Consider the following 17,271-nt stretch of genomic DNA (forward strand, 5'->3'; position numbering starts at 1 on the left):
CGGGTTATTGGTCGGCCACCCAGGCGCCGCGCGTGGCCCATGCTTCCAGCGCGTCGAAATCGAGAACCGCGACATCCGCACGATCCACGGCGATGATCCGGCATTCCTGCAGTCGGCGCAGTACGCGGCTGACGGTTTCGATACGCATGCCGAGAAAGTTGGCCAGATCGGCGCGCTTCATCGACAGGCGGATCGGCGAGGCCGGCAATCCGCGCATCTTCCTCCGCCGCGACAGGCTCAGCAGCAGCGTCGCGATCCGGCCTTCGCTGCTCTTGCGGCCCAGAGTCAGCAGAAGCTGCTCGTCATCGGACAGGGCATGGCTCATCAGGCGCATGAGCTGGCGGCGCAGGCCGGGCACCTCGTCGACCAGGTGATCGAGTTGATCGAACGGAATGCGACAGATCTGGCTGTCCTCGAGTGCAGTCGCCGTGCAGTGGTGAACTTCATCGCCCATGCCGTCCAGGCCGAGCAGATCGCCGGGATAGTAGAAGCCCATGATCTGTTCCAGGCCTTCGGCGTCGATCATCGAGGTCTTCATGGCCCCCGAGCCCACCGCGTACAGGGCGCTCAACCGGTCGCCCTGGGTGAACAGTTCGGTGCCGCGGGCCAGCGGCCTGCCGACATCCACCAATGTTTCCAGGCGCTGGATATCGCCCGTGCCGAGCCCGTAGGGCAGGCACAAATGCGCCAGCGAGCAGCGGCCGCAGGCCTGCTGGACGTCGTCAAGATGTCGGAATGTCGCCGGCATGTACGGCTCCGGTCGACGGTTGGAGGGATAGCCCATCACTGTACCCAAAAATTCGTTCGGATCGGAGGTGTCCAGTCCACCATCATGTTGTGCGCGTCAGATTGATGATTGATCCAGATCAACGCTGTTGATCGGGTGACCGATTAGTGTGGCCCCCGTCTGCTTCGATCGGCGGCTCGGCCGCACCGCATGATGAGCCATTCCGCTGCCACGCCCACGCTTGTCTGGTTGAAATCCAACCGGGCGCATATCCGTCGCCCGGTCGCGATCACGGTCGGCCTCGGCCTGGCCGGCGGCCTGCTGCTGATCGTTCAGGCGAGCGTGCTGGCGCATCTGGCCAATGCGGTGATTTTCGACGGCGCGGCATTGCCCGCGCTGGTGTGGCTGCTGGCCGGGCTGGCCGCGATCGTGCTGGTGCGGGCCGGGCTGGTCTATTTGGCGCAACAGGCCGCCTTTGCCGCCGGGCGTGCCATCAAGACCGAGATCCGGGCCCGGCTGGTGGCCCGGCTGGCCGGGCGCGGCATCGTCTGGCAGCGCAGCCAGGCCACCGGCGATCTGGTCAACACGCTCAGCGACGGGGTCGAGGCACTGGAAGCCTACTATGCCCGCTATCTGCCGCAGAGCGCGCTGGCCGCGCTGGTGCCGTTGGCGATTCTTGCCGTGATCGCGCCCATCGACTGGATCTCCGGGCTGATCCTGGTGGTGACCGCGCCGCTGATCCCGGTATTCATGATTTTCATCGGGCGCGGCGCCGAAAAGCTCAACCAGCGCCAGTGGCGGCGCATGGGGGTGTTGTCGGGGCATTTCCTGGACGCGTTGCAGGGGCTGACCACGCTCAAGCTATTCAATCTCGGTGCGCGCGAAGCCCGGCTGATCGCGAAGCTGTCGGATGAATACCGCCTGGCCACGATGCGCGTGCTGCGGCTGGCGTTCGTGTCGTCGCTGGTACTCGAATTCCTGGCCACGGTCAGCATCGCCATGGTGGCGGTATTGATCGGGTTTCGTCTGCTCTGGGGCGATATCGGCTTCACCTCCGGTTTCCTGGTGCTGCTGCTGGCGCCCGAGTTCTATCTGCCGCTGCGCAACATGGGCACGGTCTACCACGCGCGCATGGAAGCCATCGGCGCCGCCGAGGGGATCGTCGCCCTGCTGGATGCCCCCGTCGATGCGAATCCGGGCAGCCGTTGCGACGGGCTGGTGGCCGGGCGCGCGCCGGCTGTCGTGCTCGATGCGGTGTCGTACGCCTACCCGGACGGCACCCAGGCGCTGACCGGTGTGGATCTGTCGATCGCGCCGGGCGAGACGGTGGCCATCGTCGGCGCCTCGGCGGCGGGCAAGAGCACGCTGGCACTGGTGCTCATGGGGCTGCTCGCGCCGACAACCGGCCGCGTCACGGTGGATGGCATCGATCGCGCGACGTTGGCCCCCGACTACTGGCGGCGTTGGTGTGCCTGGGTACCCCAGCAGCCGCGGTTGTTCCATGGCAACGTGCGCGACAACCTCACGCTCGGCGCGATCGAGGTGCCGGACGATGTCCTGTGGCAGGCACTGGAGCGTGCCCAGGCGCGGGCGTTCGTGGCCGCGCTGCCGGACGGTCTCGATACGCCGATCGGCGAACGCGGGGTGCGCTTGTCCGGCGGCGAAGCCCAGCGGCTGGCCATCGCCCGGGCGTTCGCGGCCGCCGCACCCTTCGTGGTGGTCGACGAAGCCAGCGCGCATCTGGACGCCCCCAACGAACAGGCGCTGACGGCGGCGCTCGGCGAGCTGGGCGCGGATCGCAGCCTGGTGGTCATCGCGCATCGTCTGGCCACCGTCCGCGAGGCCGATCACATCGTGGTGCTGGATGCCGGCCGGGTGGTCGAGACCGGCCACCATGAGGCGCTGGTGGCGGCCGGCGGGCGGTATGCCGCCATGCTCGCGGAGGGCCGGCATGAGTGATCTGCGCTGGTGGCTGCAACTCGCCCGGCCGTATCGCGGGGCGTTTGCGCTCGGCGTCGTGCTCGGCATTGTCACGGTCGCCTCCAACATGGCGTTGCTGGCCGTTTCCGGCTGGTTCATTGCCAGCATGGCGGCGGCCGGGCTGGCCGCCGCCGACATGAATTACTTCACGCCGGCCGCGGCCATCCGCGGCCTGGCGATCGCGCGCACCGGCGGACGTTATCTGGAACGGCTGGTCACCCACGACGCCACGTTGAAGCTGCTGACTGGCCTGCGGGTGTGGTTCTACCGCCAGGTCGAGCCGTTGTCGGCGCATCAGTTGTCCGGCCTGCGCAGCGGCGATCTGCTGGCCCGCGTGCGGGCCGATATCGACACGCTGAGCGCGGTCTATCTGCAGTTGATTCTGCCGGTGACCGTGGGCGTGGTCTGTGTGGCGGGGGCGGTCGCGGTCTGGGCCTGGTACAGCGTGGCGGTGGCCCTGGCCAACCTGGCGCTGCTGCTGATGGCCGGGGGGCTGTTGCCGTGGTGGGTGGCACGCGCCGGGCGCGCGCCGGGGGCGCAGTCGGTGGCGATCGCCGCCCGGCTCAAGGCCCAGCTCGTGGACATGGTCGAAGGTCTGGGCGAATTGGTGGTGTTCGACGCCTTCGCCGCGCGTGAATGCAAGGTCGCCGCGTTGACCGCGGCCCATCTGGACAGCCAGGCGCGTCTTTCGCGCCTTACCGGGCTCGGCCAGGCCGGCATGCTGCTGTTGATCAATGCGGCGGTACTGGCCTCGATCGGGCTGATCGTGCCGGCGATTCGTACCGGCGCGGCGGCGCCGATCGATTTCGCGCCGGTCGTGCTGCTGGTGCTGGCGAGCGTCGAGGCCGTGACCCAGATGCCCGCGGCCTGGCAGGCGCTGGGCCAGCTCCAGGCCGTAACCCGCCGGCTGCGCGCCTTCGAGTCGCTGCGTCCGGCCATCGTCGAACCCGAGACGCCGCGGCCGGCGCCGGTCGATCACCGTTTGGTGTTCGGGCATGTCTTCGTCCGCCACGCGCCGGATACACCCTGGGCACTGGCTGATGTATCGCTTTCGATCGCACCCGGTGAGCGCGTCGCGATCGTCGGCGCCAGCGGGGCGGGCAAGAGCAGCCTGGTGCATTTGCTGACCCGGATGACGCTGCCCGAGCGGGGTCAAGTGACTTGGGGCGGCGCCCCCGTGACGGCGTATCGCAGCGCCGATCTTCGGGCCGCGATCGCGCTGGTGCCGCAACGTATCTACCTGTTCCACGCCACGGTGACCGACAACATCGCCGTGGGCGACCCGGACGCCGACGAAAACGCGATCATCGCCGCCGCGAGGGCCGCCGCCATTCATGACGAAATCATGGCGTTGCCCGAAGGCTACGCCACGCTGGTCGGCGAGGAAGGACTGCGCCTGTCCGGCGGCCAGATCCGCCGTATCGGTATCGCCCGCGCGCTGCTGCGCGACGCCCCGGTGGTGATCATGGACGAGCCCGGCGAAGGGCTGGACGGCGCCACCGGCGCGCGGCTGTGGTCCGCGGCCGCCGCCCGCCTGTCCGGCCGGACGCTGATTGTGGTGTCGCATCAGCCGGAATGGGTGGCCCACTGCGAGCGCGTGATCGTGCTCGATCGCGGGCGGGTCGTGGGCGACGGCGCGCCGGGCGATCTGGCCGAGACCTGTGCCGAATATCGTCGTCTGACCCGTCCGGGTTATCGCCTTGATTCAGATCAACGACCCGCCGCCGGGACCCTTTTAACCTTGCCCTGAACGGCCGCTGTCTGGCCGGGCCGCCTTGATCGGAGACGTGACCGATGCACTCCCTGGATACTGTTGTCGACCTATCGCGCTGGCAGTTTGCTGCCACCGTGCTCTACCACTTCATATTCGTGCCGCTCACCCTCGGGCTGAGCATGCTGCTGGCGGCCATCGAGACGGTGTATGTCATCACCGGTCGCTCGATCTACCGCCAGATGACACACTTCTGGAGCAAGCTGTTCGCGATCAACTTCGCGCTCGGCGTGGCCACCGGGCTGACCATGGAGTTCCAGTTCGGCACCAACTGGTCAACCTATTCGCACTTCGTGGGCGATATCTTCGGCGCGCCGCTGGCCATCGAGGGCCTGATGGCGTTCTTCCTCGAATCCACGATGGTCGGGTTGATGCTGTTCGGCTGGGGCAAGCTGTCGCGCGGCAAGCATCTGCTGGTGACCTACATGGTCGCACTCGGCTCGAACCTGTCGGCGCTGTGGATTCTGATTGCCAACGGCTACATGCAGTCGCCGGTGGGGTCCACGTTCAACCCCGCCACCATGCGCATGGAGTTGACCAGCTTCACCAATCTGGTGTTCAACCCGGACGCCCAGGCCAAGTTCGTGCACACCAGCATCGCCGGCTATCTGACCGCGGCGATGTTCGTGCTGGGCATCAGTGCCTTCTACATGCTGCGCAAGCGCCACATCGAGCTGGCCAAGCGCTCGTTCCGGATGGCGGCCCTGTTCGGTATTTTCGCCAGTATCGCGGTGATCTGCCTGGGCGATGCGCTCGGCTTCATCAACGGCGAGGACCAGCCGACCAAGCTGGCGGCGATGGAAGGGCTGTGGAAGACCGCGCCGGCACCGGCGGGCTTCAACGTGATCGCCTGGCCCAACCAGGCGGCACAGAAAAACGAGTTCGAGCTGCAGATTCCGTATCTGCTCACGCCGCTGGTCACACACAGCTTCAGCAAATCGATCCCCGGCGTGGACGATCTGGAAAAACAGGCCGCGCAGCGTATTCGCAACGGCATCCCCGGGCTGGTGGCGCTCAAGACCCTGCGTGAGCACCCGAACGACGCGGCCGCCCGCGCCCGGTTCAATGCGCACAAGGACGATCTCGGCTATGCCCGGCTGGTCCAGCGCTACGCGCCGAACGTCGCCCATGCCACCGATGCCCAGATCGAAAAAGCCGCGCGTGACGCCATCCCGCCGGTGGCGCCCGTGTTCTGGAGCTTCCGGATCATGGTGGCCGCCGCGTTCTTGATGCTGGCCTTCCTGATCCTGGCGGTGAATTATTCGCTGCGCGGCACGATCGCCGACAAGCGCTGGTTCCTCAAGGTCGCACCCTGGATGATCCCGGTCCCCTTCATCGCCAACGAGGCGGGCTGGCTGGTCGCGGAGCTCGGACGCCAGCCCTGGACGGTCTACGAGCAGCTGCCGACCTGGGTCTCGGCCTCGACCCATTCGGTCGGCTACATGATCTTCTCGCTGACCGGCTTCGTGCTGCTGTATTCGATCTTCATCGTCATCGAGATGTTCCTGATGGTGAAGTACATCCGGCTCGGGCCGGACGATCCCGACGACGGCCATGGCCAGACTGAGCCGGCCACCCCACCCCGCATGTCGCAGTGGAGCGAGGCATAAATCATGGATGCGTATGTTGTACTCAAATTGATCTGGTGGGCGCTGCTCGGCGTCCTGCTGATCGGCCTGGCCGTGATGGTGGGCATGGACATGGGCGTCGGGGCGGCACTGCGCTATTTCGGGCGCACCGATGGCGAGCGGCGTGCGGCGATCAACATGATCGCCCCGCACTGGGACGGCAACCAGGTGTGGTTCATCCTGGGCGGCGGCGCGGTGTTCGCGGCCTGGCCGACGATCTATGCCACCGCGTTTTCCGGCTTGTATGTGGTCATGCTGCTGCTGCTGTGGGCGATGATCGTGCGGCCGCTCGGCTTCGAGTACCGCAGCAAGATGCCCAGCATGGGCTGGCGCAATCTGTGGGACTGGACATTGTTCATCTCCGGCGCGGTGCCGATGATCGTGTTCGGCGCGGCCATGGGCAACATGCTCGAGGGCGTGCCCTTCCACTTTTCCTGGGACATGGTGTCGTACTACACCGGCAGCTTCATCACGCTGTTCAATCCGTTCGCGATTCTGTGCGGGCTGGTGTCGCTGGCGCTGGCGCTGTATCAGGGATCGACCATGATCATGGGCCGCGGCGAAGGCGTGATCCGTGAGCGTGCGATGCGCCTGGCCACGGTCAGCGGCCCGGCCGCGCTGGTGCTGTTCACCATCGGCGGCGTCTGGGTCGCATTCATACACGGCTATGTGATCACCGCGGGCGCCGATCCGGGTGGGGCCGCGTTGCCGTTGAACAAGACGGTGGTTCGCGAAGCCGGCGCCTGGCTGCATAACTACGGCGCCGTGCCGGCGCTGTGGGCGATCCCGGGGCTGGTTTATGTCGCGATCGTGGCGGGCGTTGTTGCCGCGCGCCGCGGCGCGGCGATCGTCGCCTGGTGGGCGGGGGCCGTCGCCTGGGCGGCGACCATCGGCACCGTGGGCGCGGCCATGTTCCCGTTTCTCATGCCGTCGTCGAGCAACCCGAGCCAGAGCCTGACGGTCTGGGATGCGTCATCCAGTGCCGGCACGCTGGGCTGGATGCTGGTGTTCACGCTGATCTTCGTGCCGATCATCCTCGTCTACACCAGCTGGGCGTTTTACGTGATGCGGGGCAAGGTCACACCGGCCTCGATAGAAAACGACGACCACGCCTACTAGGAGAGCGTCATGAAAACCGTATTGCAACTCATCTTCTGGTTGCTCGTGGCCTTTGTCGCCCTGTTCCTGGCCATCGTGCTGGGCGAGCGCGGCGCCTGGTACCTGGCCTGGGTGCTGGGCACGGTCATGATCATCCTGATTGCCGTGGCCGGCACGGTCATGCTCGATGCGCGCTATGAGGACGAGCCGCTCGAGTAAAACGAGAGGGGAGAGGCAGAGGGGCTGCCGAGGCGTGGGGCAAAACCTTGGCGGGCCCCAAAAAGGGAGCGGGAGAACGCCGGGCGACCGCCCGGCGTTTTTTTGTCCGTTGTGCCTGCGCTCAGACCGCGCCACCGCCGCCGGCGGGCGGGCCGCCCATGCCGTAGATGGCCGCGCCGCCGATCAGCCAGGCGATCAGCAGCTGGATGACCCAGCCGATCACCACTACGCCGATCGCGCGCCAGGTGTTGTCGTAGTCGAGTGCCTGGCGTACCGCGACGATCATGGCGACCAGCATCCAGATCGAAACCACCAGCGCGACCAGGCCGCCGAGCACCGGCACGATCTCGAACAGGCGCAACAGGCCGGGTGAGGCGGCGAAGCCCATGGTGCGCAACAGTTGGCCGATATCGGCCTCGGTCTGGGCCTGCGGCAGCACCTTGGTGCCGACGAACCAGACGATCACCGCCCAGATCACCCAGCCCAGCAGCGCCCCCACCAGCGCCAGGATCAGGCCGCCGAAACCGGCGTGGCCGAGCGCGCCGATGCCGGCCGCGATCGAGGCCAGGATAACGACACCGGCGGCCTGCCCGGTGGCCGCGCTGTCATGTTCGACTTCCTCGTAGATCGGCACCTCAAGCCTGGCGGCGCCGACCATGCGTTCAATGAATCCACTCATGTGATGATCTTGGTTTGCGTGAACGCGTCACAGCGTGGCGCAAACCGTCGGTGAAGACCAGCCGGCCCGCGTGACCGCGGGTCGCCCCGGCCGCGGCAATTCTCGATTGCCCTGTCCGCGACAGCCGCTTACGCTAGCAGCACATGTTTCGATCAGGGTGACCAGCCTGCGCGCTCTATTGCTCATCAACCGCGAATCGCGCCAGGGCGAGGCCAATGCGCGGGCTGCGGTCGAACACCTGGCCGCGCGCGACGTCGACGTCGTCGAGGCCCGCTTCGACCGGCCGGACCACGTGCCGGCCGCCATCCACCGCCAGGCGGGGGATGTCGATGTGGTGGTGCTCGGCGGCGGTGACGGGACGCTCAATCTGGCGTCGAAGGCGATGCTGGACTGCGGCAAGCCGATGGCCGTGCTGCCACTCGGCACCGCCAACGATTTCGCCCGGACGCTATTGATACCCACCGATCTGGCCGCAGCCTGCGACAACGTGGTCGACGGCATCGATCATGGCATCGATCTGGGCCAGTGCAACGACGTCTATTTCCTCAACGTCGCCAGTATCGGTCTGGCCGTGCGGGCTTGTGAGTACCGCTCCGATACGGCCAAGAAATGGCTGGGTTCTCTCGGCTACGCCACCAATGTTTTCTCCGCGGTGCGGGATACCGAAGCCTTTCGGGCCGAAGTCCGTTTCGAGGGGCGCAGTGAACATCTCGAATCGATTCAGATTGCCGTCGGCAACGGGCGCTATTTCGGCGGAGGGCTGGCGGTGGCCAGCGACGCCGCGCTCGACGATGGCCGGCTTGATCTGTATAGCCTCAAGCCGCAGCCGCTGCCCTCGCTGATCGCGATGCTGCCGGGGCTGGTGCGCGGGCCGCACAAGGCCATGCAGGGCGTGCAGCTGTTCGAGAGCACGGCGTTCGAGATTCACACCGAGCAGCCGATGGCTATCAACACCGATGGCGAGATTCTCACGGCCACGCCCGCGACCTTCCGGGTGTGGCCGCGGGTGCTGACCGTCAAGGTGCCGCGTGCGTACATTGATCGTTACGGTCGCGCCAAGCCGGCCTCGGCCGCGTAGGTGTCCGGTGACGCGTGCGCCCGAACGATTCACCGATGCCGAGGCGCTGGTCGACTGGCTGATCGGGCGCGTCGGTCGCAGGCTGTGTGTGGGTGCGCCGTTGGGGCTGGGCAAGGCCGCGACACTCATGAACGCGCTGTATCGGCGCGCCTGTGCCGACCCGGCCATTGATCTGACCTTCATCACGGCGCTTTCACTGGATGTGCCCGAGCCGTCCGGCGATCTCGAACGCCGGTTGATGGGGCCGATCGTCGAGCGCGTGTTCGGCGACTATCCGGGGCTGGATTATCTGCGCGATCTCAAGCGCGGCGCGCTGCCGGCCAACGTTACCGTATCGGAGTTTTTCTTCCAGCCCGGCGCCATGCTCGGCAACACCTATGCCCAGCGCCATTATCGCTCGGTGAACTACACCCACGCGGCGCGCGATCTGCTCGATGCCGGGGTGAACGTCCTTATGCAGATGGTCGCGCCCGGCATTCGCGATGACGAAATCTCGTTGTCGTGCAACACCGATGTCACGCTGGATCTGATGCCGGTCGTCGAGCGCATGCGCGAGGCCGGCACCGCGCCGCTGATCGTCGGCCAGGTCAACCGCCGGTTGCCGACCATGACCCGCAGCGCGCTGGTGTCCAGCCGCCGGATGGATGCATTGTTCGAGGGCCCTGCCGCCGACTTCAAGCCGTTCGGCGCGCCGGCCGCGCCCGTGCCCGACGCCGATTACGCCATTGCCGCACGCGTGGCGGCGCTGGTGGCCGACGGCGGTACGCTACAGATCGGCATCGGCAGTCTGTCCGATGCCATCGCCTATTGCCTGGCGCTGCGCCACAACGACAATGCCCGCTTTCGCCGGCTGATCGGGCGCATGCCGGCGACCGCCGCCGAACACGTCCTGGTCGATCGCCATGCCGGTCGGGGCGTGTTCGAGCGCGGGCTCTATGGCTGTACCGAAATGCTGGTGGATGCCTATCTGCAGCTGCATCGCGCCGGGGTGATCAAGCGCGCGGTCTACGACGACCTGACCGTCCAGACCCTGCTCAACGCTGGCGCCATCGACGAGGCCGTCGGTCCGCGCACGCTCACCGCGTTGCAGGATGCCGGCGCGATCGATGGCCAGCTCAGCGCGGATGATGTCGCGTATCTGAAGTCCATCGGCGTGTTTCATGCCGGGGTGGTGTGGCTGGACCGGCACCTGTCCGCTGGCGACCACGAGCCGCCGATCGCGGCGAATCTGGCTGATCGCGACGCCCGGAGCGAGATCGAGGCGCGTTGTCTGGGCACGCATCTGGCCGGGGCGACGCTGGTCCACGGCGGTTTCTTTCTCGGGCCGAACGACTTCTATCAACGCCTGCGCGATCTCGACGCCGACACGCGCGAGCGTTTCCACATGACCAGCGTCGGCGAGATCAATCAGCTGTACGGCCACGAGGCGCTCAAGCGCGCCCAGCGCACCGACGCGCGCTTTATCAACACCGCGCTCAAGGCTTCGCTGGACGGCGCGGTGGCGTCCGACGGCCTCGAGTCGGGGCAGGTCCTGTCCGGCGTGGGCGGGCAATACAATTTCGTGGCGCAGGCGCACGAACTGGCGGGCGCGCGTTCGATTGTCTGCGTACGCGCGGTGCGGTCGGGGGCGAGCGGGCCCGAATCCAACATCGTGGCACGCTACGGCTACAACACCATCCCGCGCCACCTGCGCGACATCGTGGCCACCGAGTACGGCGTGGCCGACCTGCGCGGCAAGACCGACGAAGACGTCGCCATCGCCCTGATCGAAATCGCCGACGCCCGTTTCCAGGACGAACTGCGCGCGGCCGCGGTGGCCGCCGGCAAGCTATCGCCGCGTTATCGCATCCCCGCGGCGGCCCGGGCCAACATGCCGGCGGCCGTGCATGACTGGCTGGCCCCGGATCGCCGCGAAGGCGGCTTTCCCCAATATCCCTATGGCTGCGATTTCACCGATATCGAGCGGGCGCTGATCGGCGCGCTGCGCTCGTTGCGCTCGGCCCCGCCGGCCCGGCTCGTCGCCGTGGTGGCCCGCAACGCGCCCAGGCTGGGTCGCGCGCATGCGGCGGCCGTCCCGTATCTCGAGCGGATGGATCTGGATCGGCCCAGGGATTGGCGCGAGCGCTGGCAGGCCCGCCTGGTGACGATGGCGCTGCTTGAATCCGGTGCCATCGACGGCCACTGAGGCCGATCGCGACACGCGCTTCAATCGCCCGGGCCGTTGCCGCGGGCCGGACCGACGGTGAAGCGTTCCGCGCCGATCAGCTGGCCGTCGTCGGTGACCACGGCGACCCGCCAGTGGCCGGCGGGGTTCGGGCCGAGCGAGGTCTTGTGGCTCCAGGTCCGGAAACCGTTGTTGCGTGTGCCGCCGCGGATATGCAGCGGGATCCGGCTCACCACCTTGCCGTCATGCGACCACACATGCAGCACCTTCTGGTGCAGACCGCGCGGCGCCTTGATCGCCGAGAACGCATACAGGCCGTTGGCCCGCAGTTGGGCTACGGTGAAATGATGCCGGTCCGGTCCGGGTTGTCGATTGGCGGTGTCCATCCGGGTGGTGATGGCCATGTGCTTGGCGTTGAGCGTGGCCGGCGGGATCCAGAAACGTGCCATCCAGGCGCCGCCGCCGAGCGCGACCGACAGGCCGGCGAGTACGAACCAGCGCGACCAGTGCCGGGCCCGCAGCACATCGTTGAAACTGGGCAGGGCGCAGACCCCCATCACCGCGGAGGCGAGCGCGATGGAGTTGCCCGTGGTCAGGGACAGAATGATCGGCCCGCCGGCCAGGATGGCCGCGAACAGCGTGAAGGCGTGGTAGCCGAGAAACAGCCAGCGCCGGCGCGCGATGACGTCGTAATACAGCGGATCGATCGCCGAGGCCACGGCGGCGATGACGATCAGCCCGGTGAATACGCATTGCGCCGACTGCCAGGTGGTGGTGGTCAGGAAAAACGGCAGGACGAAGAACAGCGTTTCCTGGTGCAGCACCTGGGCGGCATAGCGCACCAGGATCTGCGGTACACGCTCGCCGACGAAGCGGGCCAGAACGCGACACAACAGACCTTCGAACAGCAGCGCCAGCCAGCCCAGCAGCATGAGGGCGGTCAGCCACTGGGCCAGGGCGTTTTGGCGCTGGATGAGAAAATAGCTGCCCAGGCCGATCGCGAACGACGCCACGGGTACCAGGCGTCGGAACCGATAGGCCAGCTGCCCGGCGCGGCTGTTCATTACGCGCGCGATCAGCTGATCGGTGCGGCTCGCCGGGACGGTGGTTGCAAGCGCGGAATCGGAACGCGACACGGGCGGCGAGGGCTCGTCGGCGGGCGGCGAAATCAACGCGTCATCATAGCAGCGGCGCGCGGCGGCAACGACTTACGCGACACGCGCATGGGCCGAATCGGTGAGTGTTATCATGATCGGCCGATCGATAACCGCCAGACCGGATCGAGGATATGAGCGAGTTCAAGGGCATTCCCGTGGTCACCGGGACCAAGGTGAGCAAACCCAACGGCACGCGCGCCATCAAGAACGGCATGAAGGCCTCCAAGAAGGCGGCCGCGGTGCCGATCGGGCGCAAGCCGGACTGGCTGCGCGCGCGCCTGCCCTCCGGCGGCGAGTACGCCAGGGTCAAGGACAATGTGCGCCAGCACAAGCTGGCCACGGTGTGCGAGGAGTCGATGTGTCCGAACATCGGCGAATGCTGGACCCACGGCACCGCCACCATCATGATCATGGGCGATACCTGTACCCGCGCCTGCAAGTTCTGCGCGGTGGACACCGGCAATCCGCATGGCTGGCTGGATGCCGACGAGCCGGAGCACTGTGCCGACTCGGTCGAGATCATGGGCCTGAACTATATCGTGCTCACCTCGGTCGATCGCGACGACCTGGCCGACGGCGGCGCGCAGCATTATGCCGACTGCGTGAAGGCGATCAAGCGCCGTACGCCGGAAACACGGGTGGAAGCGCTGGCCCCGGATTTCCGCGGCGTCGAAGCCCATGTCGAGACCGTGGTCGATTCAGGGCTCGAGGTGTTCGCCCAGAACGTGGAGACCGTCAAGCGTCTGACGCATGTCGTGCGCGACGCGCGTGCCGGCTACCAACAGACGCTGGACGTCCTCGCGCATGCGAAAAAGCATAATCCGGATGTGCTGACCAAGACGTCCGTGATGCTCGGTCTGGGCGAGACCGAGGACGAAATCGCCGAAACGCTGGACGATCTGGCCGCCATCGGCGTCGACATCGTCACCTTCGGCCAGTACCTGCGCCCGACCGTCAATCACCTGCCGATCGATCGCTATGTCCCGCCGGACGACTTCAGGAAATATCGGCAATGGGGCCTGGCGCGCGGTTTCATGGAAGTGGTCTCCGGGCCGCTGGTGCGCAGCTCCTATCGCGCCGATCGGGTGTTCGACCAGAACAACGCCGGGCTGGAGGAAACAGCCTGAGCGCCCTATGCGCTTGTCCCCGCGGCCCCGAGCCCGATGCCGCCGATGCCGCAGCGACCGGCCGTGCCGCCGGTCGCTCTGTGACATAGACGCTCAGGCGGCTTGGTCGAGGCCGTCGGCCGGACCGAAGAACTCATAGTGCATCGCCGAATCCGGCACCCGGCGCTGGTCCAGGAGTCGCCGCATCAGGGCCAGCATCGGCTTGGGGCCGCAGAAGTAGTAATCGGCCGGCCGATCACCGACCAGCGCATCGAGCAGGGCGTGGTCGATCAGGCCGCGGCTCGCGTCGTCGCTATCCGTCGGATCATCGGCCGCCGGCTCGCTGTAGCGGACATGGATGCGCAGGTTGTCGTGTGCGGCGGCGAGCGCGTCGATTTCGTCGCTGAACGGGCGCAGTCGGCGTTCACGCACGGCCTGTACGAGCACGATGTCGCGCTTGGGGTCGGTTTCCACGGCGGCATGCAGCATCGACAACAGCGGCGTGATGCCGACCCCGCCGGCCAGCAGTACCAGCGGTCGTGAGGCGTCGTCCGCCTGCAGGGTAAATTCACCGCAGGGCGGGCTGAGCCGAACATGGTCGCCGACGGCCAGTTGGTCGTGCGCGTAGTTCGAGAATTTGCCGTTGGGCGCGTTCGCCGCCGGGGCGTCCTCGCGTTTGATGCTGATCCGATAGTACGGCGTGCCCGGTGCGTTCGACAGGCTGTAGTTGCGCAGCGCGCTGTCGCCGTCGGGCAATTCGGTCTGGATGGCCACGTATTGCCCCGGGCGATGTGCCGCCAGCGACTGGCCGTCGACCGGTTCCAGATACAGCGACACGATATTGTCGGCGGCCGGTTCGCGGCGCGTGACGACGAACCGCCTGAAGCCGGACCAGCCGTCGCGGGCCGCCTGCTCGGCGTAGATCTGGCGCTCGCGCTCGATGAAGATATCGGCCAGTTGGCCGTAGGCGGCGGCCCATGCATCGATGACTTCGTCGGTGGCGGCCTCGCCCAGTACCTCGCGGACGGCGGCCAGGAGATTCTCGCCCACGATCGGGTAGTGTTCCGGTGCGATTCCCAGCGAGGCATGCTTTTGCGCGATCAATTCGACCGCATCGGCCAGGGCCGACGGGTTGTCGATGTGCTGGGCATAGGCACAGACCGCGTTCGACAAGGCTTTCTGCTGGCGGCCGGAGAGCTGGTGGGCCGGGTTGAAATAGGCCTTGACCTCGGGATTGTGACTGAACATCCGCGCGTACATGGTGCGGGCCAGCGTTTCACCGTGTTCGTTGAGAAGCGGGACGGTTGCCTTGATCGCGGCGGTCTGCTGCGCTGTGAGCATGGAGGGCTCTCCTGGGTTTAAAAAAGCATGTGATATACCAATTTAAATGAGTATATATTCTGCCGATTCAGAGTCAAGATTCCGCCCATGCAACTGACCACCCATACGGATTACGCGCTGCGCCTGCTGATCTATCTCGGCGTGCGCGATGCCACCGAGCCGGCTCGTGTCCAGGAGGTCGCGGCTCGCTATGCCATATCGAGCCATCACGTGGCCAAGGTGGCACAGACGCTGGTGCAGCTCGGCTATATCCACAGCTATCGGGGGCGCGGGGGCGGGCTGTTGCTGGCCGTACCGGTTGAGAGCATCAATATCGGCACCCTGGTGCGCCAGACCGAGAATCTGCGACTGCTGGAGTGCTTCGGGCCGGATTCGACCTGCCCCATCGATCCGGTTTGCGGTCTCAAGCACGTGCTGGGGGCGGCGCAGCAGGCGTTTCTGGCGGTGCTGGACGGTTATACGCTGGATCGCCTGGTCTCCAACCGGGCGGAGCTGTCGGCGTTGCTCGGGCATCCCTGACCCGAAAAAAGCAAAAAAACCCGGCGCGCCGAGGCGGGCCGGGGTGTGACGGTCTGGCGCCGGGATCAGGCCAGCGGCGGCTGCCCGTTGGAGGCCGACAGGCCGCCGTCGACCGGCAGGTTCACGCCGTTGATGAAACGGGCATCGTCGCTGGCCAGGAACACGATCACGTCGCCGACTTCCTCGGCCTCGGCACCGCGACCCATGGGAATACGCTCGGCGAACTTCGCCATCAGGTCGTCTTTTTCGAACATGTCGTCGGTGAGCTCGGAGCGGGTCAGGCTCGGGCAGACCGCGTTCACGCGCACGCCGGTATTGACGTAGTCCAGTGCCACCGCACGGGTGAAGTTGCTCACCGCGCCCTTGCTGGTGTTGTAGGTGGCAAACGACCAGTCGCCGCCCAGGCCCGACACCGACGACGTGTTGACGATGGAGCCGCCGGTCTTTGACAGATGCGGCATGGCGGCGCGCGTGCAGTGGAATACGCCGTCGACGTTGATCGACATCACTTTTTTCCAGTCGTCGTCGGAGACCTCGGAGATCGGACCGCCCGAGGCCACGCCGGCGTTGTTGACCAGCACATCCAGGCGGCCGAATCGATCGATGACGGCCTTGAACAGCGCGTCGACCTGATCGGCATCGGAGACGTCGGCGGCATGGATCATCAGCGTGTTCTTGTCCGCGACATCGCCGAACAGGGCCTCGAGTTTTTCGCGGGTGCGCCCCACGAGCACCACGTTGGCGCCCTCGGCAGCGAATCGCCTGGCGGTGGCGGCGCCGATACCCGAGCCGGCGCCGGTGACGACCACGGTCTTGCCGGAAAATCGTTCAGTCATGGATCCATCCTTTCGATAAAAAAGCGCCGCCGGCTGGGCCGGGCGGCGCCTTGAAGCCAGTGACCGCGACTATGACGCGTTGTGCGTCACAACCCAAGTCCGGGCCGCTACGCTACGGCAGGGTAGCGTTCGGTCAGTTGTCGAACACCATGATGCCCCAGGCCAGCCGGCCGGCCGATCCGGCGTCCACCCAGTGCTGCAGGCCTTTCTTCATGTTGGCGATATAGGTCTCGGATATCCGGCCGTCGAGCTCGCCGCGGCGGGCGTCGAGTTCACGGTGGATCCGGTCATAGTGGCGCGGGACCTGCTCGGTGTGGTCCTCGAAGGTGCGCTCGGTCAGACCGCGCCGCGTCAGCTGTTCGCGGTAGAAGCCGGGCGAGCCCATGGTCTCCAGCTGAATGCGGTCAAGCACCGGCTGCAGGACCTCGGCTGCCACGCCGTCGGCCGACATCGGGTCGGTGAATACGAACACGCCGCCCGGCTTCAATACGCGCACGACCTCGTCGAGCACGCGCGGCCGATTGCCGGAATGCAGGATCGCATCCTGCGACCAGACCACATCGAAGCGGTCGGCATCAAAGGGAACATTCTCGAAATTGCCGTCGACGATGGTGACCTTGTCGTCCAGGCCGCGTTCGGCGGTCTGCCGGCGACCGCGCTCGTTCTGGACCTCGGACAGGTTCAGCGACACGACCTCGGCGCCGTATTTCCCGGCAATATAGCGGGCCGACCCGCCATAGCCGCCACCGATATCCAACACCCGGGCATCCGGGCCGAGCTTGTCGGCCACCAACTCGGCCATGCGGGCGACGGTGCGATGGCTGGCCTCGGTGACCGGCTCGTCGTCGGACTGGTACAGGCCGATGTGGATATCCTCGCCGCCCCAGAGGCTGGAGTAGAAATTATCGGCGTCGTCGCTGTTGTAGTAGTTCTGGGCGGTCCTGACCGCCTCGGAATACTCGCTCATC

Annotated in this window: 15 protein-coding genes; 9 read left to right on the plus strand and 6 right to left on the minus strand. The window is 66.6% G+C overall.

The window, feature by feature from the left end:
• Positions 1-4 precede the first annotated feature (4 nt).
• Complete coding sequence (locus tag ACS8Y6_RS00820) at positions 5-748, minus strand: helix-turn-helix domain-containing protein (protein WP_440848673.1); 744 nt, start codon at positions 746-748, stop codon at positions 5-7.
• Between the two features lie 192 nt (positions 749-940).
• Here ACS8Y6_RS00820 and cydD point away from each other — a divergent pair, with 192 nt between their 5' ends.
• The 5 genes from cydD to ACS8Y6_RS00845 are packed head-to-tail and all read left to right on the plus strand — an operon-like array spanning position 941 to position 7,423.
• Positions 941-2,686: a thiol reductant ABC exporter subunit CydD gene (cydD, locus tag ACS8Y6_RS00825; RefSeq protein ID WP_440848672.1), complete on the plus strand. Its 1,746-nt coding sequence runs from the start codon at positions 941-943 to the stop codon at positions 2,684-2,686.
• Positions 2,679-4,457: a thiol reductant ABC exporter subunit CydC gene (gene cydC, locus ACS8Y6_RS00830; RefSeq protein WP_440854816.1), complete on the plus strand. Its 1,779-nt coding sequence runs from the start codon at positions 2,679-2,681 to the stop codon at positions 4,455-4,457. The genes cydD and cydC overlap by 8 nt, the downstream gene beginning before the upstream one ends.
• Positions 4,458-4,501: 44 nt before the next feature.
• Complete coding sequence (locus ACS8Y6_RS00835) at positions 4,502-6,088, plus strand: cytochrome ubiquinol oxidase subunit I (protein WP_440848670.1); 1,587 nt, start codon at positions 4,502-4,504, stop codon at positions 6,086-6,088.
• A 3-nt stretch (positions 6,089-6,091) separates the two neighbouring features.
• Positions 6,092-7,225 carry a cytochrome d ubiquinol oxidase subunit II gene (gene cydB, locus ACS8Y6_RS00840; protein ID WP_440848669.1) on the plus strand — a complete coding sequence of 378 codons (1,134 nt, stop codon included), beginning with the start codon at positions 6,092-6,094 and terminating at the stop codon, positions 7,223-7,225.
• A 9-nt stretch (positions 7,226-7,234) separates the two neighbouring features.
• Positions 7,235-7,423, plus strand: a complete 189-nt coding sequence (locus tag ACS8Y6_RS00845) for a hypothetical protein (protein WP_424822102.1) — start codon at positions 7,235-7,237, stop codon at positions 7,421-7,423.
• 121 nt (positions 7,424-7,544) lie between these two features.
• On the opposite strand, the gene ACS8Y6_RS00850 is transcribed toward ACS8Y6_RS00845, so the two are convergent.
• A complete protein-coding gene (locus tag ACS8Y6_RS00850; RefSeq protein WP_440854817.1) occupies positions 7,545-8,102 on the minus strand; it encodes a YIP1 family protein in 558 nt (185 codons plus the stop codon).
• A gap of 157 nt (positions 8,103-8,259) precedes the next feature.
• On the opposite strand from ACS8Y6_RS00850, the gene ACS8Y6_RS00855 reads away from it, so the two are divergent.
• Positions 8,260-9,180: a lipid kinase gene (locus tag ACS8Y6_RS00855; RefSeq protein ID WP_440848667.1), complete on the plus strand. Its 921-nt coding sequence runs from the start codon at positions 8,260-8,262 to the stop codon at positions 9,178-9,180.
• A gap of 7 nt (positions 9,181-9,187) precedes the next feature.
• A complete protein-coding gene (locus ACS8Y6_RS00860) occupies positions 9,188-11,365 on the plus strand; it encodes an acetyl-CoA hydrolase/transferase C-terminal domain-containing protein (RefSeq protein WP_440854818.1) in 2,178 nt (725 codons plus the stop codon).
• A gap of 20 nt (positions 11,366-11,385) precedes the next feature.
• Here the strand turns inward: ACS8Y6_RS00860 and ACS8Y6_RS00865 are convergent, their stop codons facing one another.
• A complete protein-coding gene (locus ACS8Y6_RS00865; protein ID WP_440848665.1) occupies positions 11,386-12,480 on the minus strand; it encodes a DUF5924 family protein in 1,095 nt (364 codons plus the stop codon).
• A 152-nt stretch (positions 12,481-12,632) separates the two neighbouring features.
• On the opposite strand from ACS8Y6_RS00865, the gene lipA reads away from it, so the two are divergent.
• Positions 12,633-13,628 carry a lipoyl synthase gene (lipA, locus tag ACS8Y6_RS00870; protein WP_440854819.1) on the plus strand — a complete coding sequence of 332 codons (996 nt, stop codon included), beginning with the start codon at positions 12,633-12,635 and terminating at the stop codon, positions 13,626-13,628.
• A gap of 93 nt (positions 13,629-13,721) precedes the next feature.
• Here the strand turns inward: lipA and hmpA are convergent, their stop codons facing one another.
• Positions 13,722-14,948 carry an NO-inducible flavohemoprotein gene (gene hmpA, locus ACS8Y6_RS00875; protein ID WP_440854820.1) on the minus strand — a complete coding sequence of 409 codons (1,227 nt, stop codon included), beginning with the start codon at positions 14,946-14,948 and terminating at the stop codon, positions 13,722-13,724.
• A gap of 87 nt (positions 14,949-15,035) precedes the next feature.
• Here hmpA and ACS8Y6_RS00880 point away from each other — a divergent pair, with 87 nt between their 5' ends.
• Positions 15,036-15,467 (plus strand): RrF2 family transcriptional regulator, encoded by a 432-nt coding sequence (locus ACS8Y6_RS00880; RefSeq protein WP_440848662.1) that lies wholly within the window; start codon positions 15,036-15,038, stop codon positions 15,465-15,467.
• 65 nt (positions 15,468-15,532) lie between these two features.
• Here ACS8Y6_RS00880 and ACS8Y6_RS00885 read toward each other — a convergent pair whose 3' ends face one another.
• Together ACS8Y6_RS00885 and ACS8Y6_RS00890 are read right to left on the minus strand one after the other, a co-directional pair.
• Positions 15,533-16,303 carry an SDR family NAD(P)-dependent oxidoreductase gene (locus ACS8Y6_RS00885; protein ID WP_440848661.1) on the minus strand — a complete coding sequence of 257 codons (771 nt, stop codon included), beginning with the start codon at positions 16,301-16,303 and terminating at the stop codon, positions 15,533-15,535.
• Positions 16,304-16,436: 133 nt separating this feature from the next.
• Positions 16,437-17,270, minus strand: coding sequence for an SAM-dependent methyltransferase (locus tag ACS8Y6_RS00890; RefSeq protein WP_440848660.1), 834 nt, complete (start codon positions 17,268-17,270; stop codon positions 16,437-16,439).
• Position 17,271: the final 1 nt, after the last annotated feature.

Source organism: Salinisphaera sp. RV14, from assembly GCF_052044135.1.
Taxonomy (GTDB): Bacteria; Pseudomonadota; Gammaproteobacteria; order Nevskiales; family Salinisphaeraceae; genus Salinisphaera.